Source organism: Dysgonomonas sp. 511 (assembly GCF_010501105.1).
Taxonomy (GTDB): Bacteria; Bacteroidota; Bacteroidia; order Bacteroidales; family Dysgonomonadaceae; genus Dysgonomonas.
The window spans coordinates 20,312-44,067 of record NZ_QVMQ01000014.1 but is presented as its reverse complement, the minus strand read 5'-3'; the positions used below and the strand labels follow the sequence as shown (position 1 = coordinate 44,067).

The window sequence follows — 23,756 nt, the reverse complement described above, 5'->3', positions numbered from 1 at the left end:
GTTATTGAGTGATACTATATGTTTCATTGATTAAATCTACTGTCATCCGATAAGTTCCCGGAGCTAGCGAAGCATCGTCCTTTATATTATCTCCACGATAATACAACTTACCATCCGAACCTCCGAATTTATGATCCCAGTCTCCACTTACCAGATGAATGGCAAATCCCCATGGTGAAGCGCTGTTTATTGTAATCTGTCCTTCATACACTCCCGGTGTAGCTGTTGCAGGCAATGGAGTATTGAAATCCCACACATCATGCAACCCTGCCACATAGATTTGATTTCCTATTGCTGCCAGGTTATAGGTAAACTGAACCAAAGACGCTTCTACCAAATATAGTCCCGCTGTAGGAGGGGCAATATTATTCTGTCCCTTAAGTTCTAATGAGCCCGCATATGCAGTTCCTCCCTCTACCATTGTATATTTATCATCCCAATTATCTTTTTCTATATTGATACTATATCCCCATAGCGAGTTGACATTAAATACACCTGCATAATTCAGTTCACTTTCATTATAAAGTTTCATATAATTATCGAAAGTCCAACTTCCGCTTATGCCATCGTCTATTCCCGGTAGATACAGGTATTCTATCACAGGTTCGGGTTCTTCCGATCCGCTTACAACTGTACATGTCCATGCTCCCGGCTGCTTCAGGTCTACTACCAGTGTATAAGTCCCTGCTTCGGGCACTATCACTGTTATATCTCCGGCCTGTGAGGCAAGTACTATATTCTGTCCCTCCTGGGCAAAGGCAACCTGACTATCTTTTGCGGCATCATCATTAGTACTTGTAGAATAATCATATTGTTTACCAACAGTACTCAAATTCACTTTCAATGTTGAAGCTGCAGTTACATCAAAAGTTGCAGTCCATTTTACATTAGGACGGTCGAAAGTCATTTCGGCATTTATATCACCACTTACAGTTAATGAAGGGAGCAATAGAGCCGACCATTGTTTCGTATTTGTATTTACTACAGTATAATAGCATCCTGTAACACCCGGGAACCAGAAATTCCAACGTTTGTCATTATCATTTTCGGATGACATAACGAAAGCCGTTCCGCTCACACCATCATTCCCCCAGATTGTACCATCTCCTTCGAGCAAAAAGTAGTTATACCACCCTGAAGCTCCCATAAAGCCTTCGTATATACCATTTATTTCCGGAGAATGAAGCATTATTCCTGTTTCTACTTTATCAGCATCGAGTACATATCCCACAGACATATCAATCAGATAAGAGGTTATATTTACAGTCTCTACCTTGCTGTACGGGCCATCCATATTTACCCCAGTGACAGACTTAATGCGGAAATAAACAGGAGTTTCATTATCCGGTTCTATTCCCAGATTTTTTGCTATTTTATTAAGTTCTGCTCCGGTGTATGCTTTCGAAAAATTATTATCCTTAATTTCGATAACATTTGAACTGAAATCGTTAGTCGTTGACATCTGGATATAATAAGAGACTGTTGCCGTAGTCGACATAGAAGGATTACTTACAGCTAAAAATGAATTTTTAGTCCAGGCCAGAGAAAGAACAATAGCAGTAGAGTTCTCCTTCGATAACTTTACATTACTTTCGGTAACTACAAAATCACTACTTTCAATGCTTGAAAGATATATGTCATCTCCATCATTCTCACAGGCAGTCATCATCACCAGCAACACTAACAGCCACGAGAAAGTTTTATATATATTGTTTATTGTTTTCATATGTAAACAGTTATTCGTCAATTAGTATTTTTCATTATATAGATTCGGATTTGCAGTAAGGTCTGTTGCAGGAATAGGATAGATATTATATTTCTCATCCACAGCTTTACCCTCTTTCACGCCACCTTTCCATTCCCAACGGTATGTTGAAGTCGTGAATTTATCGAAACGTATAAGGTCGGTACGACGGGTGCACTCCCAATATAACTCCATTGCCCGTTCATTGAGGAAGAAGTCCGGAGAAGCTATTTCACTTTCACTCACTTTGCCGATTGTTTCGTATGTATCTCCAAAGGCGCGTTCGCGTAGCTCGTTTACATATCCCAAAGCTTCGCTTGTTGAACTACCCGAGCCTCCACGACTAACCGATTCTCCTAGCATCAGATATATATCTGCCAGACGAAAGACAGGGAAATCCGTATTTACACCTCCTTCAGCAGTATTAGAAGCTTGTTCTCCCGCATCAGTCAGATTAGTCCATTTGGTTACAAAATAACCGTTACTTTGATTATCCACAACTTCTACCTCAAGCGTCTGCCCTTCTGTAAAAAACAAAGCACGTTTATCTCCTGCTTTGAAGAGTTTAGGTATATCGCCACGTACGCGGAACGATCCCCATCCACTGGTTACACCATAATCTTCGGGTTTCAAATAATCGGAACTGTTGCCAATGGCGCCGCATATAATGTAGGTAGTAGTGCCCCACGTAACAGCCTTTTCTGCATCTACAGCATAGGCAAAAATTATTTCATTAGTGCGCTTATGGTTATCAGCATTGAATAGTTTCTGATATTCGTCTTCGAGCGTATAACCTTCAGCAATAACTTTTTTACAGTAAGTAATACAGTCGGTATAACGCTCTTCATTGATATATACTTTTGCATTCAGGAACATTTTTGCTAATAAAGTATAAGCAGCAGCTTTAGGCGCACGTCCGTACTCGCATTCGCTTCTGGAAAGCAGATCGTCATCTATCTGTTTCAATTCTGTTTCTATAAATTCAAATACCTGTTTTGCTTCATAGCGTGGTGGGATAAATGTCCCAACCGGATCATTTTCGGTAACGAAAGGTATATTACGGAACAAATCCATTGCATGATAATAGGCTAATGCTCGCAGAAAGCGGGCTTCGGCGCGGTAATGACGAATATCTGCCCGTTCGCTTTCTGTAAATTTAGATATTTGTTCATCTCCGGCATTGCGAAGAAATTCGTTGCATAATGAGATATTATAGAATATGCGGTAATACATATCCGACACCCACGGATCGTTTGCATCCCACGATAAATAAGTAAGATCCGAAACTTTATCACCTTCGAGCCATGTAGAAGCTATCTCATCTGTTCCGCATTCCTGCAGGTTGAAGTAGCAGCGCATATAGTCTTGTCCGCTATTACTGTCCAGATCAGAATTATTCCCGCCTTTCTCCTGTCCGGCAGTATAAAAGCCTGCATAGAGTTTAGCCAATACGGCTTTGTAATTGGCTGCCGTTGCATATACATCTTCAGAAGTATTCTCTATATGAGGTGTCTGATCAAGATCATCCAGACAGGAATTCATTGTTATAAGACCTGCGAATAATATGATATATAGTATTTTTTTCATTATGATCATTATTTAAAGAATTTAAAAATCAAGACCTAAACTGATGGAGAAAATACGAGGACGCGGATAGAATGACATATCCATTCCATTTGGTACTTCCGGATCAACTCCGCTGTATTTGGTTATACAAAATACATTTTGCACCATAGCACTTACATTGAGGCCAAACCAATTGTTGATACGTCCGAAATTATATCCAAGAGAAATATTATCCATCTTGATGAATGAAGCATTCTCTACATAATAATCGGACAAATACTGGCGGTTTTGGAACCCTGTTTTAAGATAGCTCCGGTTTAGATTATTAATCTGAGCATCATTATAACTCACAGTGCTCCATGCTCCTGTATTCATAGCCATGCCATTGTATACATAGTTGCCCAAGTTGGCACGGAAACTCATCCCCAGACTCCATTGCTTGTAGCGAAGCGAAGTGCTGAGCCCAAAAATAAGATCGGGCGCGGGAGAATGGTAGCGGTATAGGTCGGCAGAATTGATTTCGCCATCATTATTCATATCTGCATACGCTCCTTCCACAGGCATTCCTGTCTTTTCATCGTAAAGCTGATGGTACACATAAAACATATATGGCGCATAACCTTCTGATAGCACCTGAAACTGATAGCTATCGATAGTAGGACCTACCAGTGTGTTGGTTGCTGCTCCACCATCTATCAATGAGAGGTTTTTTACTTTCATCTTTTGCCACGTCATATTATAGCTCAGATTCCATGTAAGATCCTTTGTATCGATAGGTGTTGCATTTAACGAAAACTCGATACCGTGACTATCTACATTTCCTACATTGGTAAGAATATTCTTATTAAAGTTAGAGCCGGCTGGTGACGGAACAGTTGCTAACAAATCTTTGGTCTGACGAGTATAGAAGTCGACCGAACCACTGATTCTGTCTTTCAGAAATCCAAAATCGAGTCCGAAGTTCCATGATGTAGTAGTTTCCCATTTCAGGTCTTCTACATATGCTTCGGGGCGATACGAATAATACCATTGGTCACCGAATTGCACCTGTGCTCCATTCTGGCTTAAGGTATAAACCGGCATATAGTTGTAGTTTCCTATACCATCCTGTTGTCCGGTTACCCCATAACTTGCCCGTAGCTTAAGGTTGCTTATGGCGCGGCTCTCTTTTAAGAAAGACTCTTCGTTTATTCTCCAGGCAAGAGCAACAGAAGGGAATGTTCCCCAGCGATTGTCTTTGTGGAAACGAGAAGTTCCGTCTCCCCTGACTGTTGCAGTCAGCATATAGCGCGAATCGAATGTATAATTCAGACGTGCATAATACGAGATTAAAGCATGTCGCTGATCGGTGGCAGCTATCGACGATTGTATTTCGCCTTTGGTATTTGTTTCTACATAAGCAGGACTTGTACTTTTCCAGAATTGATGATCGTAACCCACCGTTGCATCCACGACACTCTTTATATTGTCTAAATTTTTATTATAATTAAAATATGTTGTCAACAGGCGGTTTGTATTTTTTTGTGGACCATAATCATAATCTTTTCCGGCTGTAGTATAATATTCTGCAGCTTCTGCAGGTACATATACAGAACCTTTACCTTTCGCATAGTCATAACCTAAAGTCAGATGATACCTCAGTTCGGGTAAAAAGTGCATTTTATAATCGACATCAACATTCCCTATAAAACGTTGTACTTTACTGGTCGATTTGTTTTGATCTATCAGCCCCCGAGGATTTATAACTGCACCATTTGCCGGTTTTCCATTACTGTCGATAGCTTCCCAATAGCCGCCATATTCGTTATTGTCCGAATAAACCGGCAGAGTCGGATTAAATGTTGATGCCGCCCATATGGCACTTGTATTGGCAAACCGATTGTTGTTATGTGAGCCTTTTGCATTAACACTGACTTTCAGATGATCGTTAAAGAATGATGGAGCTAATGATAGGCTGCCGGTAAAGCGTTCGGCGTTATCGGTACGAACCAAGCCATTCTGGTTATAATATCCAAAGGAAACACGAATAGGCCAGTTTTCAGCCATACGGCCTGCAACACTGAGATTGTTGTCGGTTCCTAAAGCTGTGTGGAATACCTGATCATTCCAATCTGTAGATGCGGTTCCCAATAGTGCCTTCTGTGCATTTGTACCATTCGAGTTTATTACATCTATAAATTCGTTTTGGTCTAGCATATCAACCATTTTTGTGCGTGTCTGTACAGAGTTGGTTGTATTGAACGTAACTTTTATACCGCTTCCTGTTCCTTTTTTTGTAGTAATTATTATTACACCATTCGAAGCACGAGAACCGTAAATAGCTGTAGATGAAGCATCTTTAAGTATAGTCATGCTTTCTATATCCGCCGGATTGATAAGGCTTAAGAAATTACCAGTATTACCACTGATACCGCCACTTTCTAATGGCACACCATCCAATACAATAAGCGGGTCGTTACTGGCATTCAAAGATGCTCCTCCACGTATACGTATTGTACTTCCACCTGTAGGCGAACCGCTGTTAGACATAATCTGCACTCCCGATACTTTACCATTTATAAGCTGTTCGGGAGAACTGATAAGCCCCTCGTTAAAATCCTTGCTGCTTACACTGCTTATAGAGCCTGTAAGGTCGCTTTTGCGTTGAGTACCATAACCGATAACAACTACATCGGTAAGTTCCATCGATTTTGGCAACAATTTCACATTGATTACATTACCGGAGATGGCAATAAGTTGAGATTCGTAGCCCAGAAAAGAAAATTCAAGCTCATTCTTCCCTGCCGGCACTTCTATAGTGTACCTTCCATCATAATCGGTGGTTATACCTATAGTCGTATCGGGAACTTTAACTACTGCACCGATTATCGGTTCGTTGGTTTCGTCCGTTACTACCCCTGTTACATTTCTGGTTTGTGCGTTCACGAATAGCGGCACCGCCAGAAATAGTAAAAGTAGCAATGGGAATCTAACAATCTTCTTGTATTTTTCCATGTCTTAAAATTATTTAATTAAGGTAATTATTTTATATAATGTTGATATTATTTCAACCACATATTTCCAAATTCCGCCGATGATTTTTCATCTATACTATCAATAGTGAAAAGTATAATAGATTCTATCTTTTCTACATTAAATGGAATTTTAGTATCCGGCACAAAATAGCGTTCCAGAAATACCGGGTATGGTGCAGGAAGCAATACGGTTTTGTCTTGCTGCAAACTTTCTAATGAAATTTTATAAAGATTTGTTCTATTATCAAGATTCAAAACAGAAGTGTAGGTAAAGCCATCGGAAGTTACAAACCCTACCTTAAGTTTGTCTATACCCTTAGCATTGCTGATATTTAAATATAGAGCTTTGGAGTTTTGTAGAGCCGTTTTCCGTGCGACAGCTTCATCTTTTATATATTTGCGCCAGTAGAAACGCGAATCTGTATCTTTAATAGAGAAAGTGTATTTTATCCTGTTAGTTTCTGTCAAATCATTCCCGGTTAGTTTTCCGGTTATATAAGAGCTTTCGGGTATGCCATAGGTTTCAATATTGCTATATCCGTCAGTAATTTTCACCAGTTCAACAGGAGTTTCGGGATTAACTATTCTAGTTTCATAATATTTATTTCGGTAAAAATCCCAATCCAACGGATTACCTTCTATTGCCTCAGGATACGTAATGTTTTTATTATCTTTACAAACAATAATGTTGTACTTCAGATTATCGTCTTTTATCATATCTGCAGGAATACAGGCTCTGTATGTGTAGCCATGCACTCTCTCCATCTTTACATAAGGATTGCTTTGCGACCAAAAAGATATTTTATCCGTATAAACTATTACGGAGTCGGGAAAAGACGGGCCCACAATCTGTGCCTCGATTTGCAGAGGTTGCTTATCTTCAGCTATTTTCGCAGGACTATGAACCACCGAAAATGTTTTGGCATGAGCTTTAGGAGCAACATATTCGCCTAAGGTTATATTGCCCCATTTTGTAGATGCATTCCAGTCCTTGATCGGTTGATAATCTTTATTACAAAGAAGATAGGCTCCCGGTTTTATAGAAAAGCCAATACCTTTTGATAACCCATTATGACTGTTTCCTTCATTGATAGTTCTAATTATAAAATCTTCACCTAAACCGGGAAGGCTAACCTTCATATTCCACTCATTCCAAGCGATAGTTACTACTTCTTTATTTAAGGATGGTTTTGCAAACGGGTCATTTATCTGTACTGCATCCGGCATTACTTCTAGTCGCCATAATCCCGATTCCAACCTGTCGATAAAATAGGCGCCTGTGCCTTCGTAAGAGACAATAGGTGAACTGCCGCAACCGGCAATCGATTGCAGATTCTCAACATTTACAGGAATGGTTGATGTATTATTCGAATAATAAAATTTCTCAGGGATATTCAGTTCACTCAAATCCTGAGTGTAACTTACTCGGAAGTTATCGAATATAGTATCATTCGGGTACGGAGAATATTCCTTGTTCATTGAAACAGAACAAGTTACTTCTGCTGCTATTTTCATACTGATGGCCTTATTCGGTGTATAAGCCAGATTCAGAAAGTGCGTTTGGTATTCCGTATTTGCCCATGCCATATCTATCGGATCATAAGCAAATTGTGTAATCCACTGAAAACCATTCGAACGAAAAGTACGCGCCATAGCCGGATACATATACGAATAGGTGATATCGGCAGGATCGAATTCGTAGACAGCTTTCGCTTTTTTGTCAAAACCTTTCACGTTCGAAAACGATATCTTATAATTATCCACATAAGGCAGGAAATTACCTTTGCGTGTGTGCCCGGCAACTAATCCGATAGGGTACCATTGATATGTTGTACCTTGTATAGAAGTGTTGTAATACGCTTGTACATGGTCCATATTGTGGCTCACATTGTAGAATACCGGCTTTTTATTCCCGGTTTTCTTTAAAGCAGTGAGCATTCTATTAATGTAATCTTCTGTTTGTTGAGGAGTATCGGCATGGCATGGTTCGTTGTTTATTTCGAAGCCGACAATAAAAGGATCATTAATGTATGAGAGTTGTGTATAAGGATTTGTGTGTGTTACAAATTGAGAGATATAATTTTCCTGTGCTATAATTGCATTCTCATCGCTATGGACTTTACATTTATCGTACAGATATGAAAATGCTCCTGTATCCTGATTCCTTTCAGGATAACCATTTCCAAAGTTTGTCATAGTTGTTATCAGTATCCTTATATTGCGTTCTTGAAGCTTCGCTATGAGGTAATCCAACAAATCGAGGTGGTTGTTCTCAATTAGGTTTCCCTTACCATCCGATATTTCCACATCCCACACATGAATACGGTAAGCGTTGAAACCTAAACGAGCAAAATGATATACATCTCTGTCGATGGCTTCCTTATGATCTTTTTCCAGATAGTTCATTGCGCGGTAAGCATGTGCAAACGGCAATGTATAGTTTACACCATAAAAGGATGCTTCTCGATGGGTATCAGACCAACGCATCACTCCTGATTTATCAATGTAAATAGTAGGAATATTTTGTGACTCCTGTGCCCATAAGGATAAAGTGAGCAATAAACAACATAGTGTTGTAATAAAAATTCTCATGGTAAATCTCGGTTAAATTTTGTGTTTCCTATCTTTAAGGATAAGGCAAAATTAGCCGATTAATGGGGTAGATATATGGCACAAATTAGACAGATATAGATAGAAAATGGACATCCAAAATGTTTAACAAATTGGACTTCGAGCACACAAATCGTTGATATACAATTACATTAAAGTGTCGTCCATAAATTGTCGTGGAGTCTTACCAAACTCTGACTGGAAACATTTGGAGAAATAAGAATGATTGGAGAAACCTACCATATACATAACCTCTGCCACCGTAAATTTATTTTGTGATAGTAACATGGCGGCTTTTTTCAGCCGTATAGACCTTATATATTCTACAGGAGACAGACCGGTAAGTTGCTTTATTTTACGATAAATCTGTTTAGAACCAATCCCTGAAATCGTACTAAGTGAATTTACATTCAGATCAGGGTCGGCAATTTTATTTTCAATTATCTGAATAATCTCTGAAAGGAGTCTCTCATCCGGAGAAACGGCTTCTATTTCTTTAGGAGTATCTATCGATTCTATTCTTAATTTAGTTTCTATCTGCTGTTTACTTTTCAGTAGCTGGTCTGCACGCGAGAGCAACAGTTCCGGATCGAATGGTTTGGAAATAAATGCATCTACGTTCAGATTTATACTTTCCAATTCGGTGCTTTTATCATCCTTTGCTGTGAGCAAAATGATTGGAATAGTTGAAGTCGGTATATTTTTCCTGATTCTGCGACTCATTTCGAGGCCATCCATCACTGGCATCATTATATCGGCAACTATCAAATCGGGAATATTATTTATTGCCATTTCCAGTCCCATTTTGCCATTATGGGCAATCATGCACCTGTATCTACGGGATAATGTCTGACCGATAAAATCAGCAATCTCAGGGTTATCATCCACAATCAATACCAGAGGGCTGTTTTTATCTGCAAAAATCTCCACTTGTTCATTGCAAATATCATTTTCTTCTACAGAAACGGGCAAAGAGATGGTGATAGTAGTTCCTTTATCGTCCTCCGACTCTATATGTATTTTACCTCCATGCTGTTCAGTATAAGTTTTTGCTAAATAAAGACCAATACCTGTACCTTCTTTGTTTCCTGCAGTTTTGGTGGTCTGGTAATAACGTTCGAAGATATACGGAATTTCGTTGGAAGGTATACCAATTCCCTGATCGGAAAGGATAATATCCAGTACTTTTTCATCATATTTATAATTCAAAGCGAAGTCTATACGACCACCCTCTTTCGTGTATTTGCACGCATTGGACAAGAGGTTATTCAATACAGACTCAATTTTCAGTACATCTATGTTGATAAATATCTTTTCTTGATTGGTATGAAAAGAGAAATTCAGATTTTTATCTTTATATCCTTCCTGATAAATAGAATAAAGACTTTTGGCAAATTCGACAAACTCTACTTTAGACAACATCAGGCTGATGTTGGATATACTATCGGTTCGGTTAAATTCCAGCACCTGCCGTATAAGGGAATTTAACTTCAGTGCATTATGCTGTACATTCTCTAACAGCCGCTTCTTCGAAGCGTCTTTTGTCTCCAACAATAATTTGCTGACTGGCGCTATAATAAGGCTCAGAGGTGTCTTAAATTCATGGGAAACATTAGTAAAGAAATCTATCTTGAGGTTTGTCAATTCAACAGTCTTTTCTTTTTCTATCCGCTCAATTCTCAAATTGTTCCGTACTCGGAAGAAATTGAGAATCCACACGATAAGGGCTAACAGCAAGATTGCATAGATACATTTTGCCCATAACGTATAATACCACGGCGGATTTATGCGTATGGAAAAGGTACGTGAAATATCCGATGGTTTCCCCGAAGAATCCAGACGGCTTATTAGCAGCTTGTAGTTCCCATATTCCAGATTTGTATAGTTTATACGATTAATATTTTGTCTGATTGTATTCCAATCTGTGTCAGCACCCTCCAGTTTATAAACAAATTTCCCCGCCTCCTCTTCCGAATAGATTAAATCCGAGAATTCGAAAGCCAAGTTATTTTGATTGTAATCCAATTCTATCTCATCCAAATAACGGATACTATTACCCTCTTGGGCGGTCGTTGGCTGGAATAAGTTATCGTTAATATAAAGAGCGGTGAGTATGAGTTGTGAACCTGTGAAATTCTCATATTGTATATCCGGCGACAAAACAGTGAATTCATCGACTCCTCCCATGTATATTTTGTTTACATCTTTATCAAAGAAAAAGCATGTAAAAGATTTATTGGTGATATTCAGTCTTTTTACGCCATTTGTTTTCTTGTCCAATACCCAAAGGCCTTCCGTCGTTGAAATCCATATATTATTACCGACCTCAATCAGAGAAAGTATTTCACTATTGCTGAAATTATCAAATTTAATATAATTCGTGCTGTTATCTCTCGTATCTATTCGCGCCAACCCACCACGATAACCTCCCCAAAGGAAGCCTTCGTCATCACATATTACATAATTGGGATTCTCATTATTTGTTCCTTGTTCTATCGAAAACTTTTCAACAGAGTGGGTATTCGTATTTATTTTATTGATTCCGTTATTGTAAAGTAATACCCATACATTGCCGGAGTAATCAGGTATAATTTGGTTGATAAAATTACCCGACAACCCATTTCTGGTAGAATAATTCATTTCGGCAACATAATTACCAGACGAATTTAATAAACGGTTTTTATTTACAACAAATATCCCCCCAAGACAGGTAGCGATCCATAATTGGCCTTTATCATCTTCAAAGAGATGGTATGCCCAGTTTGAGTTCAGGGTATTTGTACTATCAACTATCGTGTAGTGCACAAATTGCTTTCTCTGATAATCATACCTGTTAATGCTTCCATCGGTAGCTACCCACAGGTTGTTATCTTTATCTTCATATATATGCCTGATACGGTTGTGAGATATAGGATATTTCGAGTCTCCCATTCTATACCATATTGCATTATCAGTACGCTCGGTTAACGAAGGAGAAAGTATCAAGCCGTTTGTTCCTCCAAACCAATAGTTACCTCGCGAATCTTTAAAGATGGAATGAAATCGGTTGCCATCGCCAATACCGGTGATTTGTGAAATAGGTATTGATTGTAAAGACTTATTGTTGCGCGCTAAAGAAATGCCATAATCGGTACCCAGCCAGATATTTTTTTCTTTATCAGCAAATATCCCCCATATAATATTATTGCTAAGCGATCTATTGTTTCTGGAGTCATGTACAAAATGACTAGTACTCTTATCTATATGATTATATGTGTACAAACCATTGTCTGTAGCTAACATCAGGTTATTATCCCCGTCGATAGCCAATGATTTTATAGAGTTGTTGTGGAAGAAACTGATTTCTTCTATTTCGTTTTTATCTGGTGAATACTTGTATAATGCACCTTCTGTGCCTATCCATATATTCCGGGTATTTGTGTCCTCCAGCAATGAGTTTATAAACTGGTTACTCCTTTTGTTGTCTACAGGCAAGGATATTATTTCAAAGTTGTCAGATTCGGGGATATACTTACAAAACCCGTTGTATGTTCCGATGTATAATGTATTGTCCTGTGTTGTTATGATGGAATAAATAGTATTATGCGGAAGTCCTGAATGAATTTGTTTGTTTATATTTTCTAGTTTTTTTGTATCTAAATTGTATCTGAATAGTCCGTTGAGTGTTCCCATCCAAAGGATATTGTCACGTATAGTAATTGCTCTTATATCTGAGGGGAAATCTGTATTATCTTCTTCATACTGATCAGTCTTATAATTATATATCAGTAAGCCGTTATCAGTTGCCAGTAGTAAATAATAGTCATCATAGACTAACATAGAATGTATGAGTGTATTACTTTTTTCTCCAAATGTAAAATGTTGCTGGGCAGAATATCCGTCATAACTAAAAAGCCCTTTGTTAGTCCCAATCCAGATAAGTCCTTGATTATCTTGCGCAAAGCTGTTGACTGTAGAGACCTCGGCACTAGGAATAATATTTATAAATACCTGATAATTTAATATTTGCCCCCACAAGCCAGGACTAAATAAGAGGAAGGTAATTATGTATATTAAGTTTTTATACATTTAGAAAATTATATCATATTGATACAAATATAATCCATTTTTGTGTAGTATTGATATCTGTATCCGGTGAATTCTCTTAGTCTTATATTAATAAATTCCAGTAATTGACTAGGCATAAATTTGAGTTAGTCTATTTTACACCTCTTAGTGAATGCTAAACCTATTCCTTTGTACTGTTCAGTACCAGAGTACAATTTTGTCATATTTATTCTATGGTTCTGACGGAATAAAAATACATTATTTTAATTATCTTTACGCCATGAATAACAGTCAACTCCAGGCCAAGAGTGGTATTTTGAGAGACAACATAAGGACAAAAATAACTACTAAACTACTGCTGACTATGTAGTAGTATTTTTGTAAAATATTAAAAAACATTGGTTTAAGATATAAAATAGTTGATCCAAGAGGATCACTATCTAAAAATTATATAATTAAGAGATTTTCAATGATTTGCGAATCTCTTTTTTTGTATATGTCGCCGAACTTTCCGAACTTTATTTGCCGTATTTCGGTGTTTTGTTTCACAAAAGTTTCACAACAACATGGCAACATTTAAAGCAACAGTTCAGGAGCATGATAAAAAGCTGATGGTTTGTATAATGTAAAGATACGTGTTACTCATTTAAGAAAAATACGATATCTCGCAACTTGACAGAGGCTTCCATACACGATATTCACTATCTAAAAAACATTAAATCGATGTATAAAGATTGTATGGTTTTAGGAGATAAAGGCTATTTAAGTGTTGACTACCAAAGAGATTTATTATCTAAATGCACCACGAGTGAATATTACTATAAATATATACTTTTTCCTAAAAGGTAAAATACAAAATACTATCTTTGTTTTAAAACTATTTTTATGCAAGCTATAGATACAATAACCCAACAAATAAGAGAATCTATTTCGGTAAAAGAACTCATATTAACCGATACAGGATTGCTGGCAGATATACAATCGGCTGCCGATATAATAACCACTGCATATAAGGACGGAAAGAAAACGCTTCTGGCCGGAAACGGAGGCAGTGCCGCCGACGCGCAACACATAGCCGGAGAATTTGTAAGCCGGTTCTATTTCGACCGCCCTGCCCTACCTTCCATATCCTTGTCTACCGACACATCTATAATGACTGCCATTGGCAACGATTACGGTTTCGACAAGCTGTTTGCCAGACAAATACAGGCACATGGCAACAATGGAGATGTATTTATAGGAATTACCACATCGGGAAACTCAGCCAATATACTCGAAGCTTTGGACGCCTGTAAAGAAAAAGGAGTTAAGACTATTGTCTTTACCGGACAAACTGGAGGCAAAACCGCCGGGAAATGCGACCTGTGTATAAAAGTCCCCTCGATGGAAACTCCAAGAATACAAGAATCGCATATATTGATAGGGCATATACTATGCTGCATTGTGGAAGAACGCCTTTTCGGTCATCTCAAACCATAAAGACAATGAGTGAATCTCTTATTGTAAACAACGACATATCGAAGGAGGAAAAGTATAAGCAACTACTTCCGCAACTGAGAGCCCTGCTGGAAGGCGAAAATGACGTTGTAGCCAACTATGCCAATACAGCAGCAGCCTTGAAACAGGCTTTCGGGTTTTTCTGGGTAGGTTTTTATATCGTAAAGCAAGATCAACTGGTGCTTGGACCCTTTCAAGGAACAATAGCCTGCACACGTATCAACCATGGTAAAGGGGTATGCGGCACAGCATGGAAAGAACAGCGTATCGTAATAGTAGAAGACGTAGAACAGTTTCCCGGACATATCGCTTGCGATGCCAATTCGCGGTCGGAAATTGTAGTCCCACTATTTGACGACAGGAAGGAGATATTTGCCATTCTTGATATAGATAGCGACCAATTATCTCATTTCGACCAGACAGACGCTTTTTACCTGCAACAAGTAACCCAAATATTGGGGAACAAAATATAATTCCACAGCCGATGAGACTAAAAAAGAGGGTGTGTCACAATGATGAGATGGCCTCTCCATATCAAATAATTACATTCTCGTTAATAACTTTTAGTGGACACTAGTGAATGATAATTCGCCCCTACAAGCCCAGAATTGAGTTCGGATAAATTTCATGAGTTTGCCTTTTTCTTTTGAGGTATAAATTAGGAAAAACCAACAGGAAATATTACCTTTGCACCGCTTTTATAAGCCCGTACGTGTGATGGGGATAAAGAAGCAAAACTTTATTTGAGTAACACATTTAATAAAAACAAAATGAAAACATTCGAACTAAAAGGTGAACTAAGAGAAGCCATTGGCAAGAAAGCAACAAAAGCATTCCGCAAAGAAGACAAAATCCCTGCGATAATATATGGCGGAGAAAGCAAAGAAGCAGTACACTTCACTGTGACAAACAGCGATGTGAGAAAACTGATCTATACTCCTGAAATATTTCTGGTAAACCTGACAGTAGGAAGCAATTCTTACAAAGCTATCTTGAAAGATATACAATTCCATCCGGTAACAGATGCAGTACTTCACTTAGACTTCCTGCAAGTGTTCGACAGCAAGCCTATCGTAATAGACGTACCTGTTGTTCTCGACGGATTGGCAGAAGGTGTGAAAGCAGGGGGTAAACTATCTCTCGACCTTCGCAAGCTGAAAGTAAAAGCTATGTACGACAAAGTGCCTGAGAAACTGCATATCGACGTAACAGGGCTTGCTCTTGGAAAATCGGTACAAGTGGGTGAACTCAGCTTCGATAATCTGGAATTGCTTAATGCAAAAAATGCAGTTGTTTGCCGCGTTCAATTAACACGTGCAGCAAGAGGTCTTGCCGCTAAAAACAACGGTTAATAAAACAGACAACCACAAATAAATGAAATACTTGATTGCCGGCCTGGGTAATATCGGCAGCGAATACCAATATACCCGCCACAATATAGGATTCAGAGTATTGGACGCTTTAGCAGAAGCGTCCAATGCTGTTTTTATGGATAAACGCTACGGTTTTGTAAGCGAGATAAAAATCAAAGGCCGTACCCTTCTCCTCTTGAAACCATCCACTTATATGAACCTGAGCGGAAATGCAGTACGCTACTGGCTTCAACAAGGAAAAATCCCTGATGAAAACCTACTCGTGGTTGTCGACGACCTCGCTCTTCCCTTCGGCACATTGCGCCTCAAAGGAAAAGGCAGCGATGCCGGGCATAATGGGTTGAAACATATACAGACTATACTGGGAACTCAAGCTTATGCCCGCCTTCGTTTTGGTATTGGCAGCGATTTTCCAAGAGGAGGGCAAGTAGATTATGTATTGGACGATTTTACCGAAGAAGAAGAAAAAGCTTTGCCCGCTAAACTCGAAACGTGTGGCGAAATAATAAAAAGCTTTTGCCTTGCCGGAATACAAAATACAATGAACCTGTACAATAACAAATAAAGTTATGGCAAAAGGTGAACCAAAGAATGAAGTACGCATCGACAAATGGCTCTGGGCAGTACGCCTGTTCAAAACCCGTTCGATAGCGATAGATGCCTGCAAAAAGGGGCGGATAACGATAAAAGGCGTAGCAATAAAACCTTCGCGGATGATAAAAATCGGCGATGTGATAGAAGTCAGACGCGCACCTATAACTTATTCTTTCGAAGTATTGGCTTTGACCGAAAATAGAATGGGGGCAAAACTTGTTCCTGAATTTATGCGGGATGTAACCCCTCCTTCGCAACTGGAAATTCTCGAAATGTCTAAAATTAGCGGGTTTGTAGACCGCGCCAGAGGAACGGGACGCCCTACCAAGAAAGACCGGCGAGAGATGGAGCAGTTTACGGAAGATTATTCCTTCTTCGACGATTGGGAGCTGGATGATGAAGATTAACATCAATATAGAGCTTGATATTAAGGTTGCCGTTTTGAGGTAACCTTTTTTCTTTTTGCGGCTCTTATTTTCACCCCGTGATTCAAAGAAACTCTATAAATAACTATTCATTCTTTTTCGTATTCATTAAACATTTATGGCATGTTACTTGTCTTATATATATATTGGTAAACAGAAGTTTAAATAAAAACAAGTCAAGATATGAAAAAGATAATACTAACAACCATCGCAGCCCTTCTGTTTGTCGCTTGCGGTACATACAAGTCGCTCGACTTGAACAAGCTGACTACAGGCATGACAAAAAAACAAGTGGAAGCAGTAATAGGTCCGCCCGAGAGGATATTGGCAGTTAACGATAAACAAGAAGGATACCAGGAAGTATTGGAATACAGGACATCGAGAGACGAAGTATATGCTCTGGAATTTTGGAACGACTATCTTACGGGATACGAATTTCTATACGACGATGTGCAATATGTACCCTCCATTACCCCTCCCGCTATTTTACCGCCATACGGAAGGCCAATATATGTTTATCCCGACTATCAACCGGACAGGCCAAGCAGACCGAATAGACCCAATAAACCCAATCGTCCAAACAGGCCTACTCCGCCAAACCGTCCCGAAACCAGCCGTCCTGATTATACCAGACCGACACCGGGAGTAGGGCCATCTACAAATACCCGGCCAGCAGAGGCTACCCGTCCGGCGACAGACCGTACGCGCCCTGCGCGATAAGAAAATCGGATATAAAGACTAAGAGTTGCTTTCGTAAGAAGTAACTCTTTCTTTTTTAGCATTAATATGCACTTCGAAAATAAGATTGATACAAAGAAACAGTAAAAACTTATTTTTAATTTACAATTTATTATAAAATTAGTCTCAGATTCATTTAAATGTATAGCTAAGATTAAGTAAATTTGGGGTTAGAAAAATAAGCCAGGGCCGATAAGGTTGAATCAACCGATAGGTTGCATAAACAACTGCAAGTCAGGTGGGATATCAAACCAAAGAAGAGAATAATAAAAAACAATAAAACATGCTACAAGAATTTACTCTAATTGAAGGTAAAGCAATAATCAACTTCACACTGAAATTTTGCGATACACGCCAAAAAATACTAAACAGCTACGGATTCCGTAGAGTTGTTGAAGTATTTGTACAAAAAATCAAAAAAGAAGAAGTAATAATCTACGAATATTATATCAAGGAATTTAAAACAGACGATGAATTTGTAAAAAACCTTATCGAAGCTTTTAAATTACTGACAGTATGCAATCCCGACGAAGTACAAAACGTGCACAACCGATATACAATATTCTTCAACGATAAAGACCTGTTTATCGAACTGATAGAACTACTGTATAGCTTCTGGCGCAGGCTCGAACGCTATACTATCGTGCACAACAGCTCGATAGGCAACGGCCTGCAAAGCGTACGGTTTATGCAAGCCAACGAGCTGTTCAACGAGTTGGTATTATCCATCTATCGCCGTATAGAAGAAACCGTGATAGGATACCAGCACAGGGTATATCGTCAACTGAATGCAGGAGCTAATGCCGCCCTCACCCTAAGTGATATAAACTGGAATTGCCCTATAGAATATAATGGGCTGACTTCCATTCCATTCATAACAGGTGTGATGTTTAAACCACCGTTCATTTCTTATACCAAACGCAACACTCGCGACGGTGTATTTCAGGAACATAGCTCGAACCCGGTAGAAAATATAGTGCTTAATGAAGACGACTGGTTCCTCTATCCTGCCAAAGTGGGCAATATGCTAACTTTCGTCTATTTCCACAAAGACTTTATGGTACACGGCTTTGCCCTGTCCAACCTGTTCGAACTGGCGAAAGAGGACGAATATATAGGCAAGAAACCGGATATAATCTATATTTTCGGATATCCTGACGGACAGAACGAAAAACGTACCTTCTACTACAAAGACAAGAAAAACGATATACTCATCGGTTATGCCAACCATTGCGACGAAATCGACTATTTTGGCTATATGAAGAAAATGTTGCTCACCTTGCACAATGTGAAGCAAATGGAATTCAACCGTCTGCCTATACACGGCGCTATGGTAAATATAGCCCTCAAGAATGGAAAAGAAGCCAATATAATCATCATGGGCGATAGCGGCGCAGGAAAATCGGAAAGCCTCGAAGCCTTCCGTACCCTTAACGAAAAATATATACGCCATATGCGTATCATATTCGACGATATGGGTTACCTGAAAAAAGAAGAAGATGGAACTATAAAAGGCTACGGAACCGAAACAGGAGCATTTGTCCGTATCGACGACCTCGATCCTGCATACGCTTTCGAGCAACTGGAAAGAGGGATATATACCAATCCTGACAAGGTAAACGCCCGTATCACCATTCCGGCAGCTACCTACGATGTGATAATGAGGGGTTATAAAGTAGACTACTTCCTGTATGCCAACAACTACGAAGAGGCAGACACAAAAATAAGTATCTACGATAACCTCGACGATGCCATCAAAGTATTCGAAGCCGGAGCACGTAAAGCTAAAGGTACCACTACCGAAAAAGGGCTTGTGACTTCATACTTTGCCAATCCGTTTGGGCCTGTGCAAGAACAGGAAACGGCAGGACGCCTGATAAGGGAGTACTTTACCGACATGAAAAACAATGGGGTGAAGATAGGCGAGATACATACTTCGCTTGCCATCGAGGGCAGAAGTAAAGAAGGGCCGCGCGAAGCTGCCGAAGAATTGTTTACGATGATAAACGAATAAATACCAAACAAGGGGCTTATATACCGTTCTTCGGGATGGTATATAAGTTTACAATATACAACCACCTGTTAATAAGATATAAGATAGCAGGCCGAAAGAAAACATTAGTCGATTTTTCTTCGTTTAGCATATACCAGAACAAAAATACCGAATAAAATATGAATAATATTAAGCAACCTCTGATGCACGACAACATCAAACTGCTTGGCGACATGCTTGGGAAAGTTATAGGAGAAGCCAAAGGACAGGAGATGGTCGATTGTATCGAAGCAATCAGGAGACTATCGAAAGCTTCGCACTCAGGAGACGCCGAAGCATTGAAACAACTGGTTGAAGCTCTCCAAAACCTGAAAGATGAAGAATTTTTGCCTGTGGCACGGTCTTTCAATCAGTTTCTTAACCTTACAAATACTGCCGAGCAGTACAATAGTGTGTCTCCGCATGCACAAGGTGCGGAAAACCCGGTAAACTTTCCGGAAATATATAATAAACTAAAGGCAGCCAACCTGAACGATGAAGAAATAATAGAGGCCGTAAAAAATATATCCATCGACCTGGTACTCACTGCCCATCCTACAGAAATAAACAGGCGTTCGCTGATCAACAATCTCAATCAGGTAGATAACAGCCTGGCCCTTCTCGACCACGACGACCTAGCCAATTATCAGAAAATACAAATATTGCGCCGCCTCAAACAACTGATCGCGCAATATTGGTACACCGACGAAATCCGCAAGAACCGTCCGACTCCGAATGAGGAAGCCAAATGGGGTTACGAAGTAATAGAAAACAGCTTGTGGGAAGCTGTTCCCGCGTTTTTGCGCGAACTGGACGAACAGATACAAAGCGTGCTGCCGTACAGCCTGCCTATAGATGCACGTCCTATACACTTTTCGTCGTGGATGGGAGGCGACCGCGATGGCAACCCGAATGTGACGGCTAAGGTGACCTATGCCGTTTTGCTCGATAGCCGGAGGCGCGCTGCAAACCTATTCCTCGGAGATATAGAAGTACTTGTAAAAGAGTTGTCGATGGCCGACTGTACCACAGAGTTTAGGGATTACATACAAGATTATGATGTGCAGGAACCTTACAGGGAACTGATGAAAAGGCTACGGGTAAAACTCAGGAAAACAGTAGCATACCTCTATGAACGTATCGAGGGTAAAAATCCTGAAATAACAGAAGATATCCTCATTGACAATGAGCAATTGTGGCAACCATTACACGAGTGCTACAAATCGCTGGTAGCCTGCAATATGTCGATCATTGCCAACGATAAACTACTCGACACCCTTCGCCGTATCCGTTGTTTCGGACTGACGCTGGCTCAACTGGATATCCGTCAGGAAAGTACCGTACACACCGAAACCATAGCCGAAATAACCCGCTATCTGGGATTGGGCGACTACGAAACATGGTCGGAAGAAGACAAACAGGCATTCCTTATCAAAGAACTTAACTCTAAACGTCCGCTTGTTCCAAACAATTGGGAACCAAGCCCGCAAACGAAAGAAGTGCTGGAAACCTGCAAAGTAATAGCCGAAACACCGGCAGGCGCCATTCCTACATATATTATATCCATGACGCGGACTCCTTCCGACATCCTTGCTGTATATCTGTTGCTCAAGGAAGCAGAATGCCCGTACATGCTGCCTGTCACCCCGCTTTTCGAAACGCTGAACGACCTGAACAATGCCAACGATATTATGAAGCAGTTGTTCAACATAAGTTGGTACAGGGGCGTAATAGAAAACAAACAAATGATAATGATCGGTTATTCCGATTCGGCAAAAGATGCAGGTTCGCTGGCTGCCGGATGGGCACAATACCGTGCACAGGAAGCCTTGATAAAAACCTGCCAGGATGCGGGAATAGCCCTTACCCTGTTTCACGGACGCGGTGGTACTGTGGGCCGTGGTGGCGGTCCTGCCAAAGTGGCTCTCTTTTCGCAACCTCCGGGTTCGCTGAAAGATGGGTTGCGCGTCACCGAGCAGGGTGAAATGATACGTTTCAAACTGGGATTGCCCGATTTGGCTATCAAAACATTATCGCTATATACCGATGCCATTCTCGAAGCCAACTTGCTCCCACCTCCCGCACCTAAACAGGAATGGAGAGATTTGATGGATGAACTGTCGGAAATATCGAGGGAAATATATCAGGGATTGGTACATCAGAATCCCGATTTCATACCATACTTTTATCAGGCAACACCCGAAGCCGAACTTGCTCGCCTGCCGTTAGGCTCGCGTCCGGCAAAGCGTCGTCCGAATGGCGGAGTGGAAAGCCTTCGTGCTATACCTTGGATATTTGGCTGGACTCAAAACCGCCTCATGCTTCCGGCATGGCTGGGAGCAGGTGCAGCTTTACAGGATGCTATAAACGAAGGCAAGATGGACATACTGAAAGCCATGCATAAAGAGTGGCCTTTCTTCGGTACGCGTATCAGTATGCTCGAAATGGTATTTGCGAAAGCCGATACCCGTATCTCGGAGTATTATGACGATCGTCTGGTAGAAGACAAACTGAAAGGGATAGGTAAAGGACTGAGGGAACAGTTGAAAAAAGATATAGATACCATACTGCAAATATCAGAAGATAAATACCTGATGGAAGGCTTGCCCGATATCGCAGGAAACATTGCTATGCGCAATATCTATACCAATCCGCTCAACCTGTTGCAAGTAGAATTGCTGCATCGCACCCGTCAGGAAGGAGAACATTCTTCCGAGCTCGAACTGGCTCTGATGATTACCATATCGGGCATCGCTGCGGGAATGCGCAATACCGGGTGATTTAGGGGTTAATATACCAACCGGCAAATTAGCATATTGGCAAATGAATGAAGAATGAGAATATTTAATTGATAACTGTTAAGTTGACAGAACTGAATATATCATGCAATATAAAGTAAAAGGGAAAAAGCAGATAAACGCAACATTGCAACTCCCTACATCGAAGAGTATAAGCAACAGGGCACTGATACTGAATGCGCTGAGCCATTCCTCTTCCGAGATAAAGAACCTTTCGGATTGCGACGATACCAATGTAATGATCGCCGCTTTCGAATCGGGAAGTAACCTGATAGACGTGAAAGCTGCGGGAACAGCCATGCGTTTCCTTACGGCCTACTTGTCTATTACTCCCGGCGAGTGGATTATTACAGGTACCGAACGTATGCAGGAACGCCCGATACATATCCTGGTAGATGCCTTGGTGTCGTTGGGCGCGCGTATCGAGTATATGGGCAAAGTTGGTTATCCTCCTTTGAAAATAAAGGGAAAAGCTTTAGACGGAGGCTCTATATTCCTGTCGGGCGATGTTAGTTCGCAGTTTATATCGGCCCTGCTGATGATAGCCCCGACTATGACAAAGGGCTTGACAATACACTTGGAGGGGGATGTGATTTCTGTACCTTACATCAAGCTCACATTGGGCATGATGGCTCAATACGGAGTGAAGGTAAACTGGGAAGGGAAGACCATCAAGATACATTCCGAAATATATAAGCCTACCCGCTACACTGTAGAGGCCGACTGGTCGGCAGCATCTTATTGGTACGAAATAGCTGCCTTGGCCGATGATGCCCAACTGGAATTGAAAGGCTTGTTCAAAAACAGCATGCAAGGCGACAGCAAGGTTGCCGAACTGTTCCTCGATCTGGGCATTGCGACAGAATATACCGAAGATGGAGTAGTATTGACCAAGACAAAGCGTAGGACGAAGAAGATGTTCCACAATTTTGTAGACGAGCCCGATCTTGCCCAAACCTTTGCTGTTACCTGCTGCATGATGGGTATTCCGTTTTTGTTTACAGGCCTGCAAAGCCTCAAAATAAAGGAAACCGATCGTATAGAAGCCCTGAAAGTCGAACTGAAAAAGTTGGGTTATGTGCTTTACGATAGCGAAGACAGCATATTGGAATGGACTGGCGAACGGTGCGAACCAACGCAAGACGCCGTAATAAAAACTTACGAAGACCATCGTATGGCTATGGCGTTTGCTCCGGCCGCCATCAAACTGGGTGATATAAACATTGCAACGCCGGGAGTGGTTACAAAATCATATCCTCGCTACTGGAACGATTTGAAATCAGTTGGTTTCGAAATAGAGATTCTTAAATAGTTGCAA

General features: G+C 40.3%; 14 protein-coding genes and 1 pseudogene. 10 read left to right on the top strand and 5 right to left on the bottom strand.

Going from position 1 to position 23,756, the window contains the following annotated elements:
• Window position 1 precedes the first annotated feature (1 nt).
• The 5 genes from D0T57_RS08145 to D0T57_RS08125 form a co-directional block, all read right to left on the bottom strand.
• A complete protein-coding gene (locus D0T57_RS08145; protein WP_163272692.1) occupies window positions 2–1,726 on the bottom strand; it encodes a DUF5114 domain-containing protein in 1,725 nt (574 codons plus the stop codon).
• A gap of 21 nt (window positions 1,727–1,747) precedes the next feature.
• Window positions 1,748–3,331, bottom strand: coding sequence for a RagB/SusD family nutrient uptake outer membrane protein (locus D0T57_RS08140; protein WP_163272690.1), 1,584 nt, complete (start codon window positions 3,329–3,331; stop codon window positions 1,748–1,750).
• A gap of 21 nt (window positions 3,332–3,352) precedes the next feature.
• A complete protein-coding gene (locus D0T57_RS08135; protein ID WP_163272688.1) occupies window positions 3,353–6,304 on the bottom strand; it encodes a TonB-dependent receptor in 2,952 nt (983 codons plus the stop codon).
• A 47-nt stretch (window positions 6,305–6,351) separates the two neighbouring features.
• Window positions 6,352–8,916 (bottom strand): hypothetical protein, encoded by a 2,565-nt coding sequence (locus D0T57_RS08130; RefSeq protein ID WP_163272686.1) that lies wholly within the window; start codon window positions 8,914–8,916, stop codon window positions 6,352–6,354.
• 165 nt (window positions 8,917–9,081) lie between these two features.
• Window positions 9,082–13,002 carry a hybrid sensor histidine kinase/response regulator transcription factor gene (locus D0T57_RS08125; protein ID WP_163272684.1) on the bottom strand — a complete coding sequence of 1,307 codons (3,921 nt, stop codon included), beginning with the start codon at window positions 13,000–13,002 and terminating at the stop codon, window positions 9,082–9,084.
• Window positions 13,003–13,644: 642 nt separating this feature from the next.
• On the opposite strand from D0T57_RS08125, the pseudogene D0T57_RS15840 reads away from it, so the two are divergent.
• The 10 genes and pseudogenes from D0T57_RS15840 to D0T57_RS08080 all read left to right on the top strand — a co-directional run.
• A pseudogene (locus D0T57_RS15840) lies at window positions 13,645–13,749 on the top strand (IS982 family transposase); the annotation flags it as partial.
• Between the two features lie 117 nt (window positions 13,750–13,866).
• Window positions 13,867–14,460 (top strand): SIS domain-containing protein, encoded by a 594-nt coding sequence (locus D0T57_RS08120; protein ID WP_163272682.1) that lies wholly within the window; start codon window positions 13,867–13,869, stop codon window positions 14,458–14,460.
• A gap of 5 nt (window positions 14,461–14,465) precedes the next feature.
• Window positions 14,466–14,951 (top strand): GAF domain-containing protein, encoded by a 486-nt coding sequence (locus D0T57_RS08115; RefSeq protein ID WP_163272680.1) that lies wholly within the window; start codon window positions 14,466–14,468, stop codon window positions 14,949–14,951.
• A 297-nt stretch (window positions 14,952–15,248) separates the two neighbouring features.
• A complete protein-coding gene (locus D0T57_RS08110) occupies window positions 15,249–15,830 on the top strand; it encodes a 50S ribosomal protein L25/general stress protein Ctc (protein WP_163272678.1) in 582 nt (193 codons plus the stop codon).
• Window positions 15,831–15,852: 22 nt separating this feature from the next.
• Window positions 15,853–16,416, top strand: a complete 564-nt coding sequence (pth, locus tag D0T57_RS08105) for an aminoacyl-tRNA hydrolase (protein ID WP_163272676.1) — start codon at window positions 15,853–15,855, stop codon at window positions 16,414–16,416.
• A gap of 4 nt (window positions 16,417–16,420) precedes the next feature.
• On the top strand, window positions 16,421–16,852 hold the full coding sequence (locus D0T57_RS08100) for an RNA-binding S4 domain-containing protein (protein WP_163272674.1): 432 nt from the start codon (window positions 16,421–16,423) through the stop codon (window positions 16,850–16,852).
• A gap of 201 nt (window positions 16,853–17,053) precedes the next feature.
• Window positions 17,054–17,590: a hypothetical protein gene (locus tag D0T57_RS08095; protein ID WP_163272672.1), complete on the top strand. Its 537-nt coding sequence runs from the start codon at window positions 17,054–17,056 to the stop codon at window positions 17,588–17,590.
• Window positions 17,591–17,891: 301 nt separating this feature from the next.
• A complete protein-coding gene (locus D0T57_RS08090; RefSeq protein WP_163272670.1) occupies window positions 17,892–19,622 on the top strand; it encodes a phosphoenolpyruvate carboxykinase in 1,731 nt (576 codons plus the stop codon).
• 158 nt (window positions 19,623–19,780) lie between these two features.
• Window positions 19,781–22,420, top strand: coding sequence for a phosphoenolpyruvate carboxylase (ppc, locus tag D0T57_RS08085; RefSeq protein WP_221412297.1), 2,640 nt, complete (start codon window positions 19,781–19,783; stop codon window positions 22,418–22,420).
• A 103-nt stretch (window positions 22,421–22,523) separates the two neighbouring features.
• Window positions 22,524–23,750 (top strand): 3-phosphoshikimate 1-carboxyvinyltransferase, encoded by a 1,227-nt coding sequence (locus tag D0T57_RS08080; protein ID WP_163272668.1) that lies wholly within the window; start codon window positions 22,524–22,526, stop codon window positions 23,748–23,750.
• Window positions 23,751–23,756: the final 6 nt, after the last annotated feature.